This is a genomic window from Methylobacterium sp. C33D (assembly GCF_053345825.1).
The window spans coordinates 47414-67964 of the sequence record NZ_JBKFAV010000030.1 but is presented as its reverse complement, the minus strand read 5'-3'; the positions used below and the strand labels follow the sequence as shown (position 1 = coordinate 67964).

At 66.1% G+C, this 20551-nt stretch carries 25 protein-coding genes; 6 read left to right on the top strand and 19 right to left on the bottom strand.

Translation table 11 applies throughout. From position 1 onward, the window contains the following. Positions 1-843: 843 nt before the first annotated feature. Together ACLBXO_RS22485 and ACLBXO_RS22480 are read right to left on the bottom strand one after the other, a co-directional pair. The gene (locus ACLBXO_RS22485; protein ID WP_447686745.1) at positions 844-1293 is read right to left on the bottom strand and encodes a MucR family transcriptional regulator; all 450 of its coding nucleotides are present in this window, start codon (positions 1291-1293) and stop codon (positions 844-846) included. A 342-nt stretch (positions 1294-1635) separates the two neighbouring features. Beyond that, positions 1636-2106: a hypothetical protein gene (locus ACLBXO_RS22480; RefSeq protein ID WP_447686744.1), complete on the bottom strand. Its 471-nt coding sequence runs from the start codon at positions 2104-2106 to the stop codon at positions 1636-1638. Positions 2107-2730: 624 nt separating this feature from the next. On the opposite strand from ACLBXO_RS22480, the gene ACLBXO_RS22475 reads away from it, so the two are divergent. Then, a complete protein-coding gene (locus ACLBXO_RS22475) occupies positions 2731-2910 on the top strand; it encodes a hypothetical protein (protein WP_447686743.1) in 180 nt (59 codons plus the stop codon). Here ACLBXO_RS22475 and ACLBXO_RS22470 read toward each other — a convergent pair. After that, entirely contained in the window at positions 2907-3275 is a 369-nt protein-coding gene (locus ACLBXO_RS22470) for a hypothetical protein (RefSeq protein WP_447686742.1), read from the bottom strand. The two genes, ACLBXO_RS22475 and ACLBXO_RS22470, sit on opposite strands and share 4 nt — an antisense overlap. A gap of 93 nt (positions 3276-3368) precedes the next feature. After that, a complete protein-coding gene (locus tag ACLBXO_RS22465) occupies positions 3369-3557 on the bottom strand; it encodes a hypothetical protein (protein ID WP_447686741.1) in 189 nt (62 codons plus the stop codon). A 230-nt stretch (positions 3558-3787) separates the two neighbouring features. Here ACLBXO_RS22465 and ACLBXO_RS22460 point away from each other — a divergent pair, with 230 nt between their 5' ends. Beyond that, positions 3788-4048 (top strand): hypothetical protein, encoded by a 261-nt coding sequence (locus tag ACLBXO_RS22460; protein ID WP_447686740.1) that lies wholly within the window; start codon positions 3788-3790, stop codon positions 4046-4048. 775 nt (positions 4049-4823) lie between these two features. Here the strand turns inward: ACLBXO_RS22460 and ACLBXO_RS22455 are convergent. The 14 genes from ACLBXO_RS22455 to ACLBXO_RS22390 form a co-directional block, all read right to left on the bottom strand. Continuing rightward, positions 4824-5396 (bottom strand): MucR family transcriptional regulator, encoded by a 573-nt coding sequence (locus tag ACLBXO_RS22455; protein ID WP_447686739.1) that lies wholly within the window; start codon positions 5394-5396, stop codon positions 4824-4826. 349 nt (positions 5397-5745) lie between these two features. Further along, positions 5746-6753, bottom strand: a complete 1008-nt coding sequence (locus tag ACLBXO_RS22450; RefSeq protein ID WP_447686738.1) for an SEL1-like repeat protein — start codon at positions 6751-6753, stop codon at positions 5746-5748. Positions 6754-7129: 376 nt separating this feature from the next. Next, positions 7130-7486, bottom strand: coding sequence for a hypothetical protein (locus ACLBXO_RS22445; RefSeq protein ID WP_447686737.1), 357 nt, complete (start codon positions 7484-7486; stop codon positions 7130-7132). A gap of 47 nt (positions 7487-7533) precedes the next feature. Beyond that, complete coding sequence (locus ACLBXO_RS22440) at positions 7534-7962, bottom strand: hypothetical protein (RefSeq protein ID WP_447686736.1); 429 nt, start codon at positions 7960-7962, stop codon at positions 7534-7536. Then, a complete protein-coding gene (locus tag ACLBXO_RS22435; protein WP_447686735.1) occupies positions 7962-8237 on the bottom strand; it encodes a hypothetical protein in 276 nt (91 codons plus the stop codon). Before ACLBXO_RS22435 ends, ACLBXO_RS22440 begins: the two co-directional genes overlap by 1 nt. Then, a complete protein-coding gene (locus ACLBXO_RS22430) occupies positions 8237-8854 on the bottom strand; it encodes a lysozyme (protein ID WP_447686734.1) in 618 nt (205 codons plus the stop codon). Before ACLBXO_RS22430 ends, ACLBXO_RS22435 begins: the two co-directional genes overlap by 1 nt. Before the next feature lie 13 nt (positions 8855-8867). Beyond that, positions 8868-9200, bottom strand: coding sequence for a septal ring lytic transglycosylase RlpA family protein (locus ACLBXO_RS22425; RefSeq protein ID WP_447686733.1), 333 nt, complete (start codon positions 9198-9200; stop codon positions 8868-8870). Positions 9201-9314: 114 nt separating this feature from the next. Beyond that, positions 9315-11066 (bottom strand): hypothetical protein, encoded by a 1752-nt coding sequence (locus ACLBXO_RS22420; RefSeq protein WP_447686732.1) that lies wholly within the window; start codon positions 11064-11066, stop codon positions 9315-9317. 8 nt (positions 11067-11074) lie between these two features. After that, positions 11075-11311 (bottom strand): hypothetical protein, encoded by a 237-nt coding sequence (locus tag ACLBXO_RS22415; RefSeq protein WP_447686731.1) that lies wholly within the window; start codon positions 11309-11311, stop codon positions 11075-11077. A gap of 2 nt (positions 11312-11313) precedes the next feature. Continuing rightward, a complete protein-coding gene (locus tag ACLBXO_RS22410; RefSeq protein WP_447686730.1) occupies positions 11314-12318 on the bottom strand; it encodes a hypothetical protein in 1005 nt (334 codons plus the stop codon). A 2-nt stretch (positions 12319-12320) separates the two neighbouring features. Next, a complete protein-coding gene (locus ACLBXO_RS22405) occupies positions 12321-12794 on the bottom strand; it encodes a hypothetical protein (protein ID WP_447686729.1) in 474 nt (157 codons plus the stop codon). After that, the gene (locus ACLBXO_RS22400; protein ID WP_447686728.1) at positions 12791-13357 is read right to left on the bottom strand and encodes a hypothetical protein; all 567 of its coding nucleotides are present in this window, start codon (positions 13355-13357) and stop codon (positions 12791-12793) included. The genes ACLBXO_RS22405 and ACLBXO_RS22400 overlap by 4 nt, the downstream gene beginning before the upstream one ends. Before the next feature lie 7 nt (positions 13358-13364). Beyond that, the gene (locus ACLBXO_RS22395; protein ID WP_447686727.1) at positions 13365-14609 is read right to left on the bottom strand and encodes a phage tail protein; all 1245 of its coding nucleotides are present in this window, start codon (positions 14607-14609) and stop codon (positions 13365-13367) included. Between the two features lie 15 nt (positions 14610-14624). After that, positions 14625-15356 carry a hypothetical protein gene (locus ACLBXO_RS22390; protein ID WP_447686726.1) on the bottom strand — a complete coding sequence of 244 codons (732 nt, stop codon included), beginning with the start codon at positions 15354-15356 and terminating at the stop codon, positions 14625-14627. Positions 15357-15938: 582 nt separating this feature from the next. On the opposite strand from ACLBXO_RS22390, the gene ACLBXO_RS22385 reads away from it, so the two are divergent. From ACLBXO_RS22385 to ACLBXO_RS22370, 4 genes are all read left to right on the top strand, one after another. Then, positions 15939-16160, top strand: coding sequence for a hypothetical protein (locus tag ACLBXO_RS22385; RefSeq protein ID WP_447686725.1), 222 nt, complete (start codon positions 15939-15941; stop codon positions 16158-16160). After that, on the top strand, positions 16157-16546 hold the full coding sequence (locus ACLBXO_RS22380; protein ID WP_447686724.1) for a hypothetical protein: 390 nt from the start codon (positions 16157-16159) through the stop codon (positions 16544-16546). The genes ACLBXO_RS22385 and ACLBXO_RS22380 overlap by 4 nt, the downstream gene beginning before the upstream one ends. Before the next feature lie 246 nt (positions 16547-16792). Further along, positions 16793-17035, top strand: a complete 243-nt coding sequence (locus ACLBXO_RS22375; protein WP_447686723.1) for a hypothetical protein — start codon at positions 16793-16795, stop codon at positions 17033-17035. A gap of 95 nt (positions 17036-17130) precedes the next feature. Continuing rightward, entirely contained in the window at positions 17131-17373 is a 243-nt protein-coding gene (locus tag ACLBXO_RS22370) for a hypothetical protein (protein WP_447686722.1), read from the top strand. Here the strand turns inward: ACLBXO_RS22370 and ACLBXO_RS22365 are convergent. Next, complete coding sequence (locus ACLBXO_RS22365) at positions 17320-20538, bottom strand: hypothetical protein (RefSeq protein ID WP_447686721.1); 3219 nt, start codon at positions 20536-20538, stop codon at positions 17320-17322. The two genes, ACLBXO_RS22370 and ACLBXO_RS22365, sit on opposite strands and share 54 nt — an antisense overlap. Positions 20539-20551: the final 13 nt, after the last annotated feature.

Sequence of the window (20551 nt, the reverse complement as noted above, 5' to 3'; positions counted from 1 at the left end):
GCTAAGGACGGCCGACGTCGCAGTGGCGTCGATCGGCGACCCGATTTCCTCGGAATCGATCTATCCTCAGCCTCCAAGTTGTGGCGCCTCGCCGCGAGCCACGACCAAGAGCCGCCTAGCCGGGGCAGACAAGGTGCGACAGGCTGGTTCGCAGAGCATCCTTCAGTTGTAGGCGCGCCATCGACCCAGATCGTAGGCCCTGGCGAACGCACCAGGGCCTCAATGACGGCAACTTCCGCCATAGGCCGTGTACGATTTCCATTTTTCATATCGGCCATCATCATCACAAAAAGCTAGACCCAATACGCAAGCGCAGGGCTAACCAAAGATGAGACGCCAATAATAGTCGCGATCGAAGCAAATATCATCTTTTTCATCACGTAAGATCCAGACAGATTGTTATCGGACGATAGAATTTGTCCGACAACGCTGACTTACATTTCAGAACGATTTTTGAAAGTGCTCAAAGACACAATCCCGCGCCTGCGCGGACGAGGCCACCTCTCAGGATCAATAATAAGGTCGCCTTCGATTGAAAATCTTCCGGTATGGTTCATCGTCGCAAGGTGCCCGGCCGCGCCAGGATCTGCGCCCGCGCGTCCTGGCGGCGCTAACGCCCGAGCCGGCCACTGCCACTGCGATCGCCCAGCGCGCCGGGATTCCTGGCCGGGAGCGTGGCATGCACGCCGCCCGCGTGCTGGTGCGCCTGGAGGCGGACGGCCTCGCGGTCAGCGAGTTGCGCCGGAATGTCACCCGGTGGCGCCCCGCAGCAGCATCTCGCGATGCTTCGACGCTGCCTTAGATAGGCCAGACGATCTCCGAACAGATGGGCTGCTTCTGGCGCTATGCTCTGACTGCTGCCCGAGCGACCGAGCGATGGCCGTGGCGTGTCTGCAAGCTTTTAGCGATCGCAGAACGCCTTTCTGAGTAGCCAGGGGCCACCATCGGGTAGTCGCGAGGAAGGCCCCATTTTGCCCGGTACGTTTCCGGGGTCAGGCCGCAGGTCGTCAGGTGCCGTTTGAGGGTTTTATAGCCCTTGCCATCCTCGAAGCTGATCAGCGCATCGTGCGTGATGGAGTTTCGGATCTGCGCCTGCGAAACTCTTCCAGCCGTCTCGAGGCTCGGCGTCTCAGGCGCCGTGAGGCCGATGAGAGCATCGGCAGCACTGGCGATCAGCGCAGCTAGGTCCGACGTCGGCACGTTGTTGTGCTTGACATAGGCGCTCACGATTGTGGCAGTCAGACGTGTATAGTCGGCCGGCGAACCGGCGCCGGTAATGCTGTGTTGGTTCATGGTGCCCCCACCAGTAGTAGACCAACTTCGTAGTATCACAATTTTAATGGCAAAGTCTGAAGTTGCGCAGATTGTATCCAATTGTTGCCTTGCGAGCACAATAACTACTTACGAATGACAATCTCTTGAAGGCATTCCATCAGAAGTAGGCAGATTGATCGATCATTTTAATGTATAATTTGATACAAATGGACGGCCTATCAGCCGCATCTCGGGCAACTTGGCATTCTGAGGATCAGAACAGCGAGATCCGCTCCAATGGTTGTGCCGTTTGAAAGTAGTGCGGCTTCGGGTCATCCGTTGAGTACCCGGCCGTTGCGCTCGACGGCGTCTTCGAACGCCTCACGACGGTGATGCGCTTGTGGACCTTGGTGGCAGCTCCCGCTTCCGCACGATTCGGGCCCGATCTCGAAGGCTGATTTCTTTCGTGGGCCACTCCAGACAGGCAGCCTCGAACGCGGCGATCGCTACGGTCAGCGGGTAGATGGTGGCGAGGTGCAACTCGAGCTTGCCGCCGATCCGGTCCCAGACCTCGATCGTGTAGGGCACGCCCGGCGGCACCGGCGGTATATTCTTGGCGGCCGGCGGCAGCGTGATCGCGGCGAGGCAGAGGCGTTCGTATTTCCGCGCGGGCGGCGCTCCGGGGGCGCGCTGGTAGCGGCACGAGGCCGTCAGGTGCCGCAGCAGGTCGATCCTCGAGATGTCGGCCCCGTAGCGGTCGATCAGGCTGGCGACGGTGTAGCGGCCCGAGCGCTTGCAGGTGGCGCAGTCGACGTACACCCGACCGGGCCCCGCATCCCCCAGGCGCCCCATTCTGGTGGCCCTCCGCTCGCGAACGAACACGGAACAAGCCTGAGGAGGCCGCTCGCTTCAAGGTGCTTGCACAGACGATCTTCTCAACCGGTGGACGAATGTGAATGGCCGCAGATTTCGGCTGCTGCAGCATCGGCTTAGGCGGAAGTGTTGGTCCGATCAAATCGGGCTGCCCGATGTCGGCGCGGTCAGCGTCTTGCCAACATCCTCACCGATCAGACGGTGGTCTCGTTCGACGAGAGCAAGCGCGCGAGCGCAAGCAGCCTCCGGCGATCGGCAGCGGCTTCAATCCCATGCCAAAGCTGCAGCAGCTCCCAGGCCTCACAAGCTTCCGCCTCGTGAGCGGTCCTTTTCAGCAATGACTCCGGCGGCACGCTGAGTGCGGATGCGATCCGACTGAGGAGCTCCTTGTTGCGAGCACTGGCCGGAGACACTGGAGCAGCATCACTCATGGGCGTCGTCGTCGAAGGCTACGATGGGAGAGCGCCGATCGACGCGACGGCCAAGATAGACCTCGCGCCAATGTTGTAACATTATAGCATTGTGCGATAAAACGCCACACGAATACCGCTTAGAAATTGCAGGCCCGAAAGGCAGATTACACTCGTGGGCCGGAGGCATGCAGTGGCGGCACAAGAGGAGTTCGAGGCGATGGCAGAAGCCTGCATCTCCAATCATGAGGAGATTGCCCGCTACGGCTCCGCGGAGATGCAGTCGGCTTCACGCATGCTGCTCTACGCCCTGGCTGCGGAGATCCAGCGTCGCGAGCAGGCTACGTCTGCCGCGAACGACGACGAGGCTTAACGCCCCTTGGCCGCGAACTCCCAGACCGGCGGCCCCCAGGTCTGCCCAGGTTTCGTCCGGTAGCCGGAAAAGCGGTCGAACACGATCCGGTCAGCCTCGACGCCGGCCACTGGGCTGTCGTTGACCATCAGCGCGCCGGCATACTCTACGCGCAGGAAGCCGTGCTCTGGATGGACGCCGAAGAGCTGCGGCGCGGTCCAGCCTAGCCGGTGTGCTTCGGCGCCGTGCTCGTCGAGGAAGGTCAGCGCGTTCGCGCGCATCGCCGCCCATTTGGCCGGTGCCAGATACCGGCACGGCGAGGCGCGCTCGGACAGGCGCTCGATCTGGTCGCGCCAGGAAGCGATGGCGGTTGGGTGGTCGGACATGCAGGCGGGGTACGGCCGAATGGTTGCCGGTCCGCTAACCGGTCGCACAGCCCCGCCCCAATCTGCTCACGGGGCGGGGGATCAGTTGTCCGGTCAAAAGCGGCGCATGTAATCCCCGAGTTGAAGGCTCATCCCCGCTTGGAAACCGATGTGCCATGCCCGGACTTCAGCAGGAAGCATGCCGGCTCTCAGGTGCTCCTGGGCCACGATAATCCCGACCTCCTCAAGCCGGCGCACGAGGCCCTGAACGCTCCCGGTCTGTGGGCTCAGCGTCTTGATCATCTCGGTCGCCGCAAGCCGTCCAGCCTTTTCACCCCGAACGGCAGGAGAATGCGGGTCGCTCTGCGGCGGCATGGGGGTCGATCGCCTCTCCTGCGGGAGCCGAATTTCAGCGCGGCTTGCGTGCGTGGATGGCGAGCTTCACTTGCCGGATCGTTTGAGCATCCTCTACGCGTGCGTCCCGAATTGAGAACGGGCAGCGGCGTGCTGCCCGGCGGTAAGGGGCTGTCAGAGTGGACGACGAGGACTACGACTTCGAGAGCTCACCCCTATCGGGCCTCTTCACGCGCGACGGGCATGAGGTTGAAGTCGAGATTTTCCGCTTCGCAGGAACGCAGGATCGCTGGCGGATGGAGGTGATTCACTTCTCCGGCTGCACTCGCTGGCACGACACGTTCGCGACGGATGCGGATGCCCATGCGGCCTTCCTTGCGACGATCGAGGTGACGGGGATCGGCTCCTTCGTGGGCGATCGACCCAAGGCGGTGAACTGATCGCCCACGAGGAACAAAATAGCCCGCGTCGGCGGACCGGGCGGGCTAAGTTGGGGCTCGGGAGGAGCACCAAGATTACGCCATCGAGGATCCTGCGCCTTAACACCCGGCAAAGTTCATCGCTATTGCACGAAAAAGTCCGCGCCGGCGGACCGGGCGGGCTCAGATCAGCCAGAGATGCTGACCGACAGGGCTACGCGGCCAAGCGCATCGCAGGCGCATCGCGTCGGCAGGCAGCTGCCTCGGTCGCACGAGCCATAGCTGCGCGCGCGTCCCACCCCCCGAACCCTACGGCTCGTCCCTCAAGGATCGTTGTCTCGAGGCTAGAAGGTGCCGCCGTCATGGGACGGGGCAAACTGGATTGCCGACTGGGCATCATGGCGCTCGCTGTTGCAGTGCAGCAGTGCGCCCGAATGGTTACCGGCATGTCTCTGCTAGGCATGTGCGCGAAGATGTGATGCGCGGACCCAGACACACGAAAAAGCCCGCACCGGCGGACCGGGCGGGCTTCGCAAGCAGGGCGCCCCGGGGGGGAGTGAGCCGCGCCTGGGTTTGAAGGTATCGCAGCCCGGGCCAAAGGAAAGCCCTGCGCGGCGGTGCCGGCAGGGCTAAGTGGATCCCCGGGAGGAATGGCGAGCCATCGCAAGCGGCGCACCAGCGGGCGCGAAAATACCGCCGCGACCGGAGCTGGGCGGTTCGAAGTGATTGCTCAGAGATGCGAGGTAGACCGCGCAGGCGGGTCGACGGTTCCCTACCGCTCCCCCGCCAGGCAGCCTCACTCCGCGGCGACAGCAGCCTTCTTCGTCGTGCGGCCGCGAGCAGGCTTCTCAGCCGGTGCGGCCACCGGCTCGGCCGCCTTCTTCCGGCCCCGGGCCTTTGGCACCTCCGCAACCGTCTCGTCGGCGGAGGCAGCCTTCGGGGCTGCCTTGCGACGGAGGTTGCCGAGACCGTTGTTCTTCGCCAGCGCCGAGCGCATCTCGGAGTAGCTGGCGGCCGTCATCGGGTAATCGTGCGGCAGGCCCCATTTCTCGCGGTACTGCTCCGGGGTCAGCCCCACTTTGGCGAGGTGCCGCTTCAGGGTCTTGTACGGCTTACCGTCCTCGAAGCTGATCAGCGCGTCCGAGGTAATCGATTTCCGGATCTGGCTTGGGGTAGCGCGGTCGACCTTCGGCTCGGCCGGAGCCGCTGCACTCCCCAGGCCGCTGATCGCGCGGTGGATCGCGGCCAGGAACGCCGGCATCTCGGACGTGGGCACAGAATTGTTCGAAACGTATGCAGCGACGATGTCGGTCGTAAGCTCGATGAGACTGGCCTGGTCCAAGCCAGGGGTTGATGTCACGTCGTCCAATGAAGCCTCCCGCGTAAACGTGCAGAACCAACGTAGCAACATCGGTGCCTAGTCAAGGCGTATCTAAATTAAAACATCAGCGAGCGCTGGATAACTGTTGGTTCTACGATGGCCTGCTTGGCCACGTTAGCGCGTTGACGCGGATGCAGCGCAAGATGGCGACGGACGCAAAACAAAAAGCCCCGCGCGGCGGTGCCGGCGGGGCTGAAATCGGGAGGAGTGCGCGCGTTGCGAGCGGCGGGCCAGCGCACGAGAAAAACCGCCGCGGCCGGAGCCGGGCGGTTTGGTATCGTTTCATATATAGACAAATAGGCAGCAACACATTTTTAATCGGATTCCCTAGAGACCATCAGTTGTTCTTGGTCCTGCCGTCGTCGGGAGAATACATCTCCGCCAGCCGCCGCATCGCCGTGGCATCGCCGGCTGCAGCGGATTTTTCGAACCAGTTTTTGGCACTAGCTAGGTCCTGCTTGACGCCATTGCCATCTACGTACATGGAACCAAGGTTGTTCATTGCTAGAGTATTGCCGCCCGCCGCAGATTTTTCGTAAAACTTAATTGCAGCCTGTAGGTCCTGAGAGCCACCCTGCCCGTTGGCCAACATAACACCTAAGCTGTTCATCGCATCGAAATTGCCGAGCGCAGCAGCTTTCTCAAACCAAGAACGCGACAACTTCAAATTTTGCTTAACACCGATACTCTCACGATAGATAATGCCAAGGCTGTTCTGCGCAAAATCGTTGTTAAGCGCCGCAGATTTTTCGAACCATTTTAGCGAGATTTGATAATTTATCTTAGTTCCGCGACCGGCGTTATACATAACGGCTAGATTTGCCATCGCAAATGCATTTCCATTGTTTGCCGCCTTTTCAAACAATGCTTTGGCCGCGCTATAGTCTTGCTTGCCGCCCAGCCCATCCTGATACAAGTTTCCAAGATTGTTCATCGCATCGGTGTCGCCACCGTCTGCGGCTTTTTTGTACCATGACCTTGCTTCAACGTAGTTCTGCGTGACACCATTTCCTCTCGAATAAAATAGACCTAGATTGTACATGGCCGTAACGTCGCCGGCTACAGCGGCTTTTTCGTACCACATCCGTGCTGTTTCGTAGTTTTTTCCGACCCCGTCGACGCGATCAGGGCTGACGTGACTCGTGTCAACAGCCACAGGTAGCTGGCTATTGTCTGCCGTGGCGACTTTTGCGAACGAACACGAGTCATAGTTTGTGCTGAGATCGCGCCCGTCGAAGAAAACTCGTTTGCAGGCAGCTTCATCCTTGGAGAAATCTATAGAGTTCGGAGGAGCCGGTTGCGACGAAGCGGCCCCGCTCTCGCTTGCGATCAGGACACCACTCATTGCCAACCCGAAGCAAATTGCGGTTTTCAAATTTGAGCGCATTTTCTCAAGCCCTATCCAGCGTTACTATTGGCTCCACGTACCGTCGCCCGGGGGGTGCCGCAGTGCTCCAAGACACATGAATGTAAATTGCGTCCCGATATGACTGCATCGATGCTGCTGAAATCTGAAATTCGCGCCGACACCGCCTGACATTCTCAAAGCGGTTAAGGATTGTTCGATCAAAATTGGAAACTGCAGCTTAATCTGCAACTGTAGAATGGGTCGTAGGCACGAAGCTCCACTTAAATGCCAAGCAGGCTCTGCAAACGACGAAAGGCGCCCCGGCCGAAGCCAGGGCGTCCAGGGCGGTGTGAAGTAGGATGTGACGCGGCGGTCAGTCGGGCGGCCGCCTCATGAAGGCCTTCAGCATCGCCTCGCGTGTTTCCTTCATCTCGTCCCGCACCGAGACCACCATGTCATCGATGCGTCGCTCCAGGCGGGTGATGACGTCGCCGGTCACGTAGGTCCGCGCCACCTCGATCTTGAAGGCGTTCAGCTTCTCCTCGAGCGACCGGATCTCGATCTTGGCCGCCGCCATGTCGATCGTGAGCGGCGAGACCGCCTCCTTCGTGCCCGTTCGCAGCTTCCCGGCGATCCAGTCGACACCCTTGCCGACCGAGAACAGGAACAGCGCGAGCGCGATGAGCTGCGCCCAGGTGATCGGCCCGGGCGACAGGAAGGACGTATCCATGGCGGCGGTCTTTCGCGGCTCTGCCCCTCTCCGGGGCGGGGGAGGGGTCAGGCCTTCAGCAGGCGGGCGGCGCCGGCCCGGGCCAGCGTGGTGAGCGGCGAGGACACGAAGAAGGCGGTCAGGATGGTCGCCTCGATCGTCGCATAGTCGCCGGGCAGCGCGGCCACGCCCCAGGATCCGACCCGGTGCGCGCCATAGAACGGCAGCCACCATGGCATGCTATCGGCGCAGATCGCGCCGAAGTGCGCCGCCGCCGGCAGGCCGATGCAGTAGATCAGACCCTTGAAGGCCGGGGCGATGGCGACGCGCGCTTGGTTCGCCGCGATCTCGGCCTGGAGCGTCGAGACCGCCACGTCGCGATTGGCGTTCTGGCCGTTCTCGATCGTCTTGAGGATCGGCTGCAGCATGCTGGCGCCGAACACCTTGAACAGGCCGGACCCGAACCAGCCGAGGATAGTGCCGATGAAGGGCGGCATCAGCGCGGCCCTCCGGGCGCGTCCCGATCCGGCGCGCGCATGGGCGGCGTGGTCGTGTAGGCCCGCATCACGAGGCCCATCAGGAAGCACCCTGCGACGATCGCCTTCGCGGTCCCCTCCGGCGCGCCCATGTCGGTGAGCAGCTGCCGGAAGTCGACGGCGTGCAGGGCGTCGAGCAGCGCCAGCAGGAACGCGGGCGTGAAGAAGATGAAGGTGCGCCAGCCGCTGAGGCGTCGCCACAGCATGCGGGCGCGGTGGAAGCGAGAGCGGGGCATCAGGAGGTCTTTCGTCCGAGGAAGAGATCGACGAGGCGGGTGAAGAGGCTGGGCCGGGCGGCCGCGGGCTTCGAGCCCGTCATCGGCGCGAGCGGATCGGGCGCGGTCGCGGGCGCCGGCAGCGTGCCGACCATCGCCTTCACGGGCGTGCGGTCGCCGCGGCGCGCGTAGACCTCGGCGCCGGCGTAGGAGGCGAGGGCGGCCTGGTCCCGCTCCCCCTGTCGGCGCAGGATGATCGCGGCCGGCTTGTTCCACATCAGGAACGCCTCGACGGCACCGGCGAGGTCGCCGGCGTTGGCGCGGCGGACCACGGTCGAGTGCGCGAAGCCGACCGGGCCGATGTTGTAGGCGAGGCTCACGCAGGCATCGAAGAACGGCTGCGGGACGGGCTTGGCCAGGGCGGCGCGGACGGGCGCGGCGTACTTCTCGAGCGCGGCGGCGAAGAGCGCATCGGACTGGAGCGGCGTGATCGTCAGGCCCGGCACGACCTTGATCAGCCCGGAGGCGGTCGTGATGCCGGTGCCGATCGTCCAGACGCCGACGCTGTCCTTGTAGGCGGTCAGCCGGGTGCCTTCGCGCCCCTCGAGGGCGGCGCGTCCGATGGGCGAGACGTCCATGGTGGTCTCCGGGTCAGCCGAGGATAGCGAGGTGGACGCGGCCGACGCCCGACAGGCCGATGGCCCGGGCCGCGCCGCGCGAGAGGTCGATCGCTCGGCCGGCGATGAACGGGCCGCGGTCGTTGATCCGCACGACCACCGAGCGGGCGCCGTAGGTCACCCGCACCCGGGTGCCGAAGGGGAGGGTGCGGTGCGCCGCAGTCAGACCGTCGGGCGCGAACCGCTCACCGTTCGCGGTGCGATGGCCGGAGCCGTACCAAGAGGCGACTTCGGCATGGGCGCACGGGACCGATCCCGCGAGCGCAAGGCACGCGAGGGCGGCCCGCGCTGCTGGGCGCAGGGGCATCAGAAGTTCCAAGGAGGGGTAGGTTACGGGGCGGCCCGGTCGCCCAGACCGAGCAGGCGACGGCGACCGGGCTGCCCCGCGAAGCGCGTTACCGCGACGGGTATGCGCCGCAGGTCAGTTCAGCGGCAGGTTCGTGAGCCATGAGCCGCGGATCTTGGTGACGGGAGCACCGGTTCCGCCGCCGACCATCGTGTAGTTCTGCCCGGCGGCGTTGGACGATTTGCCGTCCGACGCGTAGGCGGTCGAACCGTCCTTCGCGCTGCCCCAGGCGTTGATGTTGGCGACGGTCTCCGGGATCTGGTCGCGAACCGTCGCCACGCCCGAACTCGGCAGAAGATACCGCGTGGTGATCCCGCGCGAGATGTTGTCGGCGATCAGGATCGGCCCGACCAGGGCACCGTTGCTCGAGATGCCCGTCATCTGCAGGCCGATCACGGCGTTCGAGCTCAGCTCCTCGCTGATGTTGCCGATAAACTGCATCGTCCGGCCGCCGTTGATGAAGAAGTGGCGGCCGCCGGCCGGGAGCTGGTTCCGGGTCGTGTTGTAGTTCACCCGGACGTCGTCGAGCCACGGTACGCCACCGTTCTCGTCGATGAAGACGGCACCGGTGTAGGTCGATCCGGTGATGATGGATGAGAACTCATTGTGGTGCACCGAGACCATGGACGAGGCGACGGTCGCACTCGCGCCGGTCTTCTTCAGAGAGACGCCGCTGTAATAGTTCTCCTCGATCGTGTTGTCGTGGATCTGGATGAACCCAGCCGGGAAATTGGCGATGTCGACGAGCACGCCGTACTGGGCGCCGAGGATCTCGTTATGGGCGACGATCGCGTAGCCGTTGCGGAGGTACACCCCGGCCCGCTGGGACGAGTCGGTCTTGCCGAAGATGAAATTCCGCTCGATGTGTCCGGCGCTACCTTCAACGCCCGCGTCGGTCTCCGACATGATCGCGGCATCGACCCAGCCGCCGAAGTAATTGTCCGTGATCTTGTCCCAGGCGGGCGAGAACAGGTAGATGCCGCGATACAGGTTGTTGAAGGCCACGCCCTGGATGATTGAGTTGGCCTGCGTCTCGGTGCCGGTGATACGGGGCGCGCGCAGGTCGATGCCGGCGCCACCGGTCGAGGCACGGAACGACGGAGCCACGTCGATCTGGAAGTTGCGGAAGATGCTCGGTCGGGTCGAAGTGACCTTGAACAGCGTCGGGTTGGCGTAGTTCAGCGAGAAGATCGTCGCCTGGGTCGTGTACTGCTCGGCCGGACCAGGCCCAGCGCCGTTGCCCGAGCCGAGGATGTTGGCCGGGACGGTGCCGTCATAGCCGCACGAGAACTGGAAAATCCCCGCGGTCGCCGTGAGCAGGCTACCCTTGGCGTAGGCGATGGCAGACCGCAGATTGGGGCAGTTGTCGCCGTTCGTCGGCGCGAGGCCGAACGCCTCCAGCGGGATCGGCCCGGTGGAGAAGATCCGCTTCCAGCGGACGTTGCCCCCGCTGACGATGACCGCCCCGCCGTCGTCGGCGCTGGACGTGTCCGACGTGTCGCGGAAGAACGTCCCGCCGCCGAGGGTGCCGAACCCGTAGTACCCTTTGACGTGGACGATCTTGATGAACGACGGCACGGTCGCCGATCGGAAGGCGGCCACGCTGTCGAAGCTGATGTTCAGCGTGTCCTTGAGGATGTCGGTCAGAGACCCCGACACACCGCCCGTCGATGCTCCGCCCTGGACGATGACGGTGTCGACGTTCGGCCGGTACATGTCCGGCGAGGCGTAGCGCGGCGCCTTGGAGGCGTCGTACGCGACCGCGGGGGCAGCGATCAGGAGCGCAGCGAACGCCGTGAGGATGCGAGCCAGAAAACGGGAGGGCATGTCGATCCTCACGACGCGACGAACTGAAGGGTGTTGCCGGAGATCCAGGGATCCCCGACGTTGAGGCCGTCCGGCGTCTTGGGCAGGAGGTCATAGGCTGCCCGCAGCACGGCCGCGGGCTGGGCCTTGAGCAGGGCCAGCGCCAAGGCGGGGCTGATCACGGTGCCGGCGTCGAGCGCGGCCTGCGCCTGGGCGGTGGTGGCGAACTGGAGCGGGGTCGGCGGCGGGATCGCGGGCGCGGCCATGGTCAGTTCCCCTCGTAGAAGAAGACGTCGCCGGCCGTGCCGTTGACGGAGACGAGGTTCGCGTTCGAGCACGCGAAGGAGGCCGCCTCACCCGGGGCGAGCGGATAGCCCGAACCGGTGCCGTCGATCACCGTCGTCACACCGGCCGGGCCGACCACACCGGGTGCGGCCGCGGTCTGCGCCGCGTTCGAGGTCTTGGCCTTCACCACGATGCCGTTGACCAGCGCCACGTTCGGCAGCGCGACGGCCGTCCCGGTGGCGGCGATCTTCACCTGCCCGGTAACGATGCTGGCGGGCGTGGGGGTGGCGACCTTCAGCGTGCCGGCGAGCAGCGCGCGGATCGCCTCCGCCTTGGCGGTCCCGGCCTGTACGCTCGCATCTGCGGCGAGCGGGGCGAAGGCGGCGAGGATGCTGGCGAGGGTGGTGGCAGCGGCATCCTGCTTCGCCGCGGTGGCGGCGCCGGCCGGCAGGGGCAGCGCCGCGGCCGAGATCGGCTGCGTCACCCCGGAGCCGTCGACCGACAGGCGCCCGCCGACGAGCGTGGCCGGCAACCGGTCCCGGATCGCCGCGAGCACCGTGGCGATGCCGCTCTGCGTGAGCAGCAGCCGCGTCACCTTGGCGATCAGCGAGCCGGCCCCGGCATCCGAGCCCGGCGCGGTATCGGACGGCGTGCCGATGCCGGTCGCCACGTTCGAGAGCGTCGCGTTCCCGGTGGCGAGCAGCGCCCGGCAGGCCTCCAGGCGGGCGTCGGTCGCGACATCGGCGCCGTCGTCGCGGAAGCCGGTGATCGGGCCAGCCGACAGGAACTTGGTGTTGAAGGCGAGCGTCAGGACCTGCCCGTTGATCGACTTCCGGCCGAGCCCGCGGCGCCCGACCGCGTAGATGAACTGGTTCGTCGGCTCGTGCAGGACCGCCAGCACGGTGCGCGGGTCGATGTTCACGCACGAGAAGTCGAGCGTGCCCGCGGCGGGGTTCAGCACCACGCCGGTGAGGTCGATCTGCTTCATGGTCAGATGCCGCCGAAGATCAGGGCCGCGGTGATCGCCGCATCCTCAGCATCGCTCCGCGCGAAGCCGCCGAAGTCGCTGACCCAGCCCGGGCCCGAGGCGATGGCGAGGTAGAAGGCGCCCGCGCGCACCGCGCCGTAGGGCGGCGGGGTGCCATCGAGGTCGAGCCAGGGCCGGGCGCCGGTCCCATCGACGTTCAGCGTGGGGGCATCGGTGTTGTCCCGGTCGACCTGGACGAGCACGGCGACGCCGGGGCGGATCGCCCGTACACCGGACGAGGTCCGCGCCACGTAGGCGTTGAACACGCCGCCAGCCCGGATCGCGCCGCCCTGATCCGCGACGTAGCCGGCGAAGGCGGCCATGACATCGCGGATCAGCCCCGGCAGTTCGCGGGCCGAGGCGCCGTCGAGCGCCGGCACGCCGGCATCCGAGACCGCGTTGGCGTCGGGCCGCGTCGACCAGTCGAAGACGCTCATGACTGCGGCGCCGTAGTGACCTGGAAGGCTCCGTTCGTGAACCAGAGCTTGCCCACGCCGTCGGGTGCTTCCTTCGGCAGGTAGTTCGACAGCGCCTCGAGCGCGGTCTGGGCGTTCAGCACCTGCAGGTCGGTGGCGGCCGGGTTGATCTTGCGCCACGCCGGCTTCTCCGGCGACACGGCCTCGTCCCAGACCACCATCTGGAGCTGCCCCTCGACGACCGCGCCGGGGGCGAGCTCGTTGCCGTCGGCGGCCAGGAACGCCACCGGCCCATAGCCGTCGACCATCAGGGATGGCTCGGCTTCGTTCGTGCGGTGCGCCCAGAAGGCGATCATCGTCCCGGGCTTGGGCTTGAGTCCGGAGAAGGTGTTGACCGCGTAGAGGTCGCCCAGCCCGACCGAGACCAGCGCACCCGACGTGTCGGCGATGAACTGCGCCACGCCCGCCATGAGGCCGCGCACCAAGCCCGCGTAGACGCGCGCCGACACGCCGTCCGGGACAGGCATTGCCTTGTCCGCGACGGCGTTGAGCCCCGCGTTGGTGGACCAGTCAAAAGCGCTCATCGGGTCCTCAGGTCTTGATGGCCCAGGTCACCACCGCGCCCGGCGGCACGTTCGGGTGCGGGTCGCCCGAGCCGGCCGTGTCGATCACCAGCGTGTGGGTGTGGTTCGGCGTCGGATCGATCGTGTGGACGTGGTTGCCGTCGAGCTGAATGCCGTGGCTGTGCGTGCCGCCCGGATCGGTCGCGAAGCTGTGCGCGTGGTTGCCGGTCGCGCCCGTGGTGAAGGTGTGCGAGTGCGGCCCGCTCTGGGTCGTCTGGCCGTTGCCCTGCGAGCCCAGGTTGATGCCGGTGACGACCTGGGCGTTGTTCGGCGTCGCGGTGCTGACCAGGCCGTAGCCGTACTGCACGACGTGGGCGTGGTCGCCGCTGATGTCGCTCGTGCCGGTGTGGGCGTGGTTGCCGGTCAGGTTCGTCGAGCCGGTGTGGTCGTGGGCGCCGTCGATGTTGGTGCCGCCGTGGTTGTGGGCGCCGGCGCTCTGGATCTCCGGCTGGAAGAAGCCGGCGGGCGACATGGTCGAGGTGTGCATGTGCCGCGGCATCTGCGTCACCAGCATCGCCACCGTCTCGGCCCCGCCGAGCGTTCCGAGCGAGCCGACGAGGCCCCCGGCCGATGTGAGCAGGTTCAGCCCGCGGTTCGCGCCGAACAGGCTGCGCCCTCGCAGGTCCGGCAGGTTGAAGGTCGCGAAGCCGTCGCCGACGCCCCAAAGGGTGCTGATCTGGCCGAACAGGGTGGCGTAGGCGGCGCGGCTGACGGCGCGCCCGTCGCAGATCTCCCAGCCGGACGGCACGTTGGGGCCTCCGAACGCCTTGATCGCGCCGGCCTGCTCGGTCATCGGCGACAGGGTGCGGTAGACCTTCGCGTCCGGGTCATAGACCACCGACCAGACGACGTTCTTCCCGATGTCGCCTGGCCCAAACTGCGTCCCATCCCAGCGCAGCCACGGCTTCGGATCGTTCCCGTCGGCCGACAGCGTGCACGGATTGAGGTTGGTCGTCGTTGTTCGGAACTTGAGCGTGTGCGCTTGCGCCGTGACCTTCGCCGACAATGTCTGCCGGGTGATGACGGTGTAGGCGTCGGAGCCGTAGGCTTGGTTCACGCCCGAGTTGTCGAGCATCCAGAGCTTCACCGAAGCCATCAGCGCTCGCATGGCGTCGTTGATGGTCTTGGCCGGTTGGCCCTCGTTGAAGATGATCGGAGGATCCGAGACGTCGTTGCCCGAGGGCGCTTCGTCCCAAAAGGCTGCGCCGGGCATAGGCTCGTCCTCGGATTAGCGGGTCTTGGTGCCGGGCAGCAGGGCGAAAAAGCGCTGCGCGTCGAAGGCCGGTCCCTGCCGGCGGATCGGCTGCGCCTGGATCGGGGCCGGGGCGGGCGCCGCGGCGGCCTGCGCGACCGGCGAGGCGGCCGGCGCGTCGGCGGCGGTGAGCGTCCGGAGCAGCGAAGCGACCTGGAGGGTGCGGTCCGCCTCGGGCGACTGCATCGCGGCGCCGCCGGCTGGCGTCACCGAACCCTCGGTACCGGCCGCGACCGGCCCGGATAGGCCGAAGGCGCCGCGGGGCGAGGCCGAGCCGGGCGAGAACGCGCCGCCGAGGAAGGCTGCTGCCTTCGCTCGGTGCCCGGCCATCTGGCTGTTGACCTTGTCGGCGACCGTGCCGGGCGTGCCGCCGTTCGCCGTATCGCTCCGGTCGTACAGCCCGGGCGATCCGGCGTTCACCGTCGAGTAGAGGTCGAGCATTCCCATGCCGGGCTTGAAGCCGCGGTCGGTCAGGTAGCGCTCGACGGCGGGAAGCTGATCCGAGAAGCTCTGATCCTGGCTCGCGCCGTACTTCTGCTGCTCGGTCGGCCCGAACTGGATCAGGCCGATGTGCCGGTTACCCGAGCCGCCCCGGATCGAAGGGCTGAACCCGCTCTCGAACGACATCACGGTCGCGTAGTCGAGCGGATCCGCGCCGATGCGCTGCGCGCTGGCGATCAGCGCATCGCGGTCTGCAGCAGTCGGCATGCTGGGAGGTCCTGAAACGCAAAAGACCCGCGCGATGGCGGGCCTTGCAGGGTCGGGCGCACAGCGCTCGCGACCGTGGCTGTTTCGGGCACTTCGCCCGTCGGGTCAAGGGGTGGGCCGGGCGCTTGCTCAAGCGGCCCGGCCCGGTCAGCCTTGGAGGTGTGAAGCTTCTAGAAGATTACAAGACGTGACGGAGGCCCGACACGACGGCAAATCCGCGTAATCACGCAAGCAGAAGGCTCGTTTCCATCAATAGGGGCCCATTCTGCTGCGCAATCGCACCGTGTGTGACATTTTCAATACGATATGTGTATCCATTCCACGTGAAAAACTGTCCTGCCACGAACGATCCGTAGGGTTGAGTTATTTCGGGTAGATTTGCTATCAGTAACTTATTAGCGCTCGCGATAAGCTGCAGGCGGAAAAATAACATTATCGCCTCCATCGCCTGTGAATATTAATATCGAGTTATCCAACTTGGCTGAATATCATTAAACATGGCGTCGCCCAAGCCCAATTGATGGGCGCCTACATCGACGCCGGCAAGCTGCGGTTTGTCCGGCATCGTGGTACAAGTTGCCGATGCCCCGCTGGCTCCAATTCGCCCTCGGCCTCGTCACGCTGATCGCGCTCGCCGCGGGGATCGTGCGCACGCTCGTACGTCACATGCCGGACGAGGTCGCATCCTGGCTTGGGCAGTGGGCCTACGAGGCGTTGATCCTGCTGCTGGTCATCAGCTTCGTGGCGATCATCGTGCGGGCTGCTCAGGGCTATCGCCCCCCTCGATCTGACAAGGTGCGATGATGCTCCGCCGGCTCGCGATTCTCCCGCTCTTGCTCGTCTCCGCGGTTGCACATGCTACAGGCCCAGGAGCCAAGGCAACGGGCACCTTCGAGCACAAAGAAGACGGCTACGAGCAGGGCGTCGAGGTAAAGGTAGCCGGCGCAGCCGGCTTCACGGCCGAGTTCTCAACGGGAATCAAGGGCTGCGGCGGTGGGGTGACCATGAAGGGGCGGCCGACTGGACCCGACACGATCGTCTTCAGCAAAACTGAAGGTGGTCAAACCTGCCGGATCACCGCTCGCTACACCTCGGGTTTCCGGTCGGTCGTATTGGAGGAGCAGGGCTGCATGATGTGGCACGGCGCCTCGTGTGAGTTCCAAGGGACCTTGAAGCGTACACAACCGTGACGTGCTAGGCATGCCGCCATGCCCCGCTGGCTCCAGATCCTGCTTAACGTGACGGTGTGCGTAGGCTTTGTGCTGGCTGTGTGGGCGATCGTCTGAGCCGATCCACAATGTGGCGGTCTGTAACAGTGCCGATAAGGCTAGTCAGACCGAAGATTGGCACTAGCACAACCAGAGAGCGTACTTGTTGCATAGCCGATATAACATTAAACTGTGCCGTCCATGACGACGTGACGGAGCATCGGTTCAATGGCGCTCGATCAATCTTTGTTGACAGCTCTTGCCTATCTAGGCGCCGCCGTATGTGGAGTGATATTGGGCGGAATATTGGGTTTTATCGTTGGAAATTTGTATATTGATCTGATGAAAATCAGCCCAATGGAGGGAACGGCTAGCTATATGGTCGTTTTTTTATTCATGCCAGGAGGCGCATTTTTGGGTATGGTGACTGCTCTGATCGGGTTGGCTGTTTGCCGTCACTATTATTGGTGATGTCAATTGATTGCTATTTTGGGCCAAAGCGCGCTCTGGCTGACCCGACACGCGCTGACAGGTGTTCCGCAGAACACCTGTGCTATGCTCGCCCCATGCCGACCCGCACCGACGTCATCCTCTGCTGGGCGCTCTTCACCGGAGCGATGGCCGCACTGTCGTGGGTGCTGCACGCCATCGTGCCGCCGATCATGACCGCGCTGCAGGGTGCGATCGGCGTCGGGACGCTCGGCATCCTGATGCTGGCCGGCTGGCTCGTTCTGGCCTTCTACGTCTACCCGCCCCTACTGCGGAGTTGGCTCGCGCGCCGGCGCCAGTCCCGCATTCGCCAGGGATAGCAGCCGGGTCGTGAACAGCTCGGCGTTCTTGCTGCCGGGCGGGGACTTCGCCAGAGCCCGCAGGTCCGGGAGCGCCTTCGGGTCGAACATCAGCCGCGCCACGGCTTCGCCGCTACGAGCCATCTGAGCCTTGGTCATCTCCTCGCTGACGCCGTGCTTGAGTCCGACCACGAGCCCGGCGAGACTGCCCTTCGGGCCACCGGCCATCATGCCGGCGCCAGCCCCGGTCACCGCGTTCGCCATGACCTGCCCGACGTGCGTCCGACCCGAGGCCATCTCTTTCTGGATCGCTTGGTTGAACGCGGTGTCCGACCCCTTCGCCGGCCGGTAGCCGGTCGCCTCCAGGGTCGTCAGGAGGCGGTCGAGGCCGCCCCAGCGAATTTCCCCCTCGGGCAGAGCACGGATCACCGCTTCGAGGTTGTGGCGCTGCTGGGCGTTTCCTCGGATCGCTGAGGCGAACCCAGCGCCACCGTAGGGCGAGGCAAGCCCCTTCGCATTCTGCGTCGCTTCGTTGAACACCGTCTCCAGATAGGTCCGGGCCAGGCTCTGGGCGGCCGGGGCATCGTTGCGGACCAGGGCCTGCATCGCGCTCGCCACCTCGCGGTGGCTGCCGGGACCGGGGTTCGGCTCGAACAGAGCTTGAATGGCCCCCTTCACGTCCGGACGCTGGGCGATCTGGCCTAGCGGCGAGGCCTCGATCCTGTCCATGCCCTCGCGGGCCATCGTGAGGCGTGAGAGGCGGTCGCGAACCTCGGGAAGCGCGTCGAGAACGTCGGCATGCTCACGCATTCCTGCACGCAGTGAGTTCGCGGTAAGGCCTCCCTCCGCACCAGACGCCTTGTCGATAATCCCCGTCTCGATATGCCGACCGAGGGCCTGGCGCGAGTTGGGCGCCGGCTGGGCCAGCATCTCTCGCGCGGCGGACGGTTGGCCGACGATGCCCGGCACCTGCTCGGCTGGCGTCGCCATGCGGCCGGTGAGATCGTCTCGCCGGACCACGCGGCCGAGCGGGTTATCGCCGGTGAAGGGCTCCAGCGGCGCCGAGTTGGCGGCGAAGTTCGCGTCGGCGGCTGCCACCTCCGGCACGCTCTTCAGCTGCGCGTCGAGCGCCGAGCGGGTGGCCTGGAGGTCCCGGACCTTCGTCGCGTCGCCGATGGCCTGCGCGGCGCGGATGCTGAAGTCGAGCCGCTCGCGAGCGTGCAGGAGGCCGGCGACGCTCATGTCGAGGTCACCGCCGGGCTCGCGCAGGTCGCGGCTGGCCGCCGACAGGGCGCCTCGCACATCACCCTTGGCGGTGCGACCCTGCTCCGATACGGCGGCCAGCGCTGGCCGCGGGTCGACCTGCCCGAACCGAACGTCGGGGATCTCCTCCGTCACGGTCGGCGTCTTCACGAGCGGCGCGGGCTGCTCGCGCATCGCGTTCACGGTGCGCTCGAACGCGTCGAGGGGCTCGGCGGTCTCGCCGCGCATCAGGGCGCCGAGGGTCCGCGACCGGACGTCGGGGTGCACGCTGGCCGGGTCGATACCGACCGTGCGCAGGTCACCATTCAGCCGGGTTTCCGCCTGCGAGAGGGCGGCGGCATACTCATCGCCGAGCTGCCCCGCGGTCGGGCCGCCCCCCATCGCCCGGCTGGAGCCGAGCGGGTATGAAGGCACGCCGCGCTGCTCGTTCTGGAGCTTGCGCAGCAGCTCGGACGAGATGTCCCGCGCCATGCCGCCGTCGGCGTCGGGTCGGAAGTACCCCTCCTCGATAAGCCGCTCGCGCCAGAAGTTGTCGATCGACTTCCCGCCCGGGCGCGCGACGTTGCCGAGGCCCGGGATGCCGAACCGGTGCAGGTCGGTGGCCAGCACGTCGCCCTCGAGCGGCAGGCCGCCGTTCTGGGCGATGAACCGCCCGAGGCTGACCGGGCCGGCCTCCTGAATGGCGCCGTCGGCGCGCCCCGGGGGCGGCCCGAGCGGGGCCGGCGCGCCATCCGCGAACTGCGGGCGGCTATACTGCTGCGGCGTCACGATGGGCTCGCCGGGACGCTCCACCGTGGTCGTGCGCTCGATACCGACCGTCTCCGGCGCGGCGCGGGCGGCGCGATAGTCGATATCCGCCTGCGCGGCTCGGCGCGCCTCAAGCGCATCGGCAACGCCGCGCATCTCGTCCTGGATAGTGCGGCCAGCCTGCTCCGGCGTGATCCTGGGGCCGGTCGCCGCGCGCGCCTGCGATAGCGCCGTTCCCTCCGGCGTCTGCATCACGCCCTGGCGCGCCGCGGTCTGAACATCGAACCCAAGCCCGGTCGGGCTCGTGGGCTCGGCGCCGATGCGGTCGAACAGGGCGCGGCCGGCGTTGTCGACCTGCGCCGGGCGCGCGGCGTAGAACTCGCCCGCGATCCGGCTGCCCTCGCCGCCCGAGTTGGCCGCCACGCGGGCGAGCTGCGACGCGCGCACAGCCTTGCCGCCGGTGGCCGCGTTCAGCGCCTCGTCCACCGACAAAGCGACCGGGCCGCCCGGGCTGTTCATCGCGCCATCGCGCAGCGACTGCGCCGCGGCCAGCTCGGATTCCGTGAGACCGTGGGTCGCCTCGCGCAGGAGGTGCTCGCCCGGATTGCCGCCCTTGATCGCGCGCACGACCTTGCCGACGCCGACACCGATCGCGGGACCAGCCGCACCGAGACCGCCGCCGATCGCGGCGCCCTGCTCAATCGCACCGAGGTCACCGCCGGAACGGACGGCAGCGTCCGCGCCACCGAGACCGGCTCCCGACAGCCCGGAGGCCGCCATGCGCACGGGCAGCGCAGCGCCCGAGATACCGAACGCCGCGGGTGCCGCTGCCATCAGGGGCAGGGCGCCGACACCACCACCACCGATCTCGCCGGCACCGGACGCGATCGGATGCTCGGCGGCCGTGCGCTCGCCGAAGCGCTCGACGTTCGCCAGCTCGTCCGAGAAGCGCGTGTCGTTCTTCAGCGCCCGGATGCCGGCAGCGGCGCGGTTCGCGCCCGCGAGCAGGTACGGGCCGACGACCGGCACCCCCTCGATCAGCCCGCGTCCGACCGCAGCCGACGCGTCGCCCGGCGCGGCTGCGGCCGGCGCATCGCTGAAGCCGCGGTGCAGCTTGAGCAGATCTGCGTCCGACATGCCGGCGAGATCTGCCTTCGGCGCGGCGCCGGCCGTCACCTGGGGCGCGGGC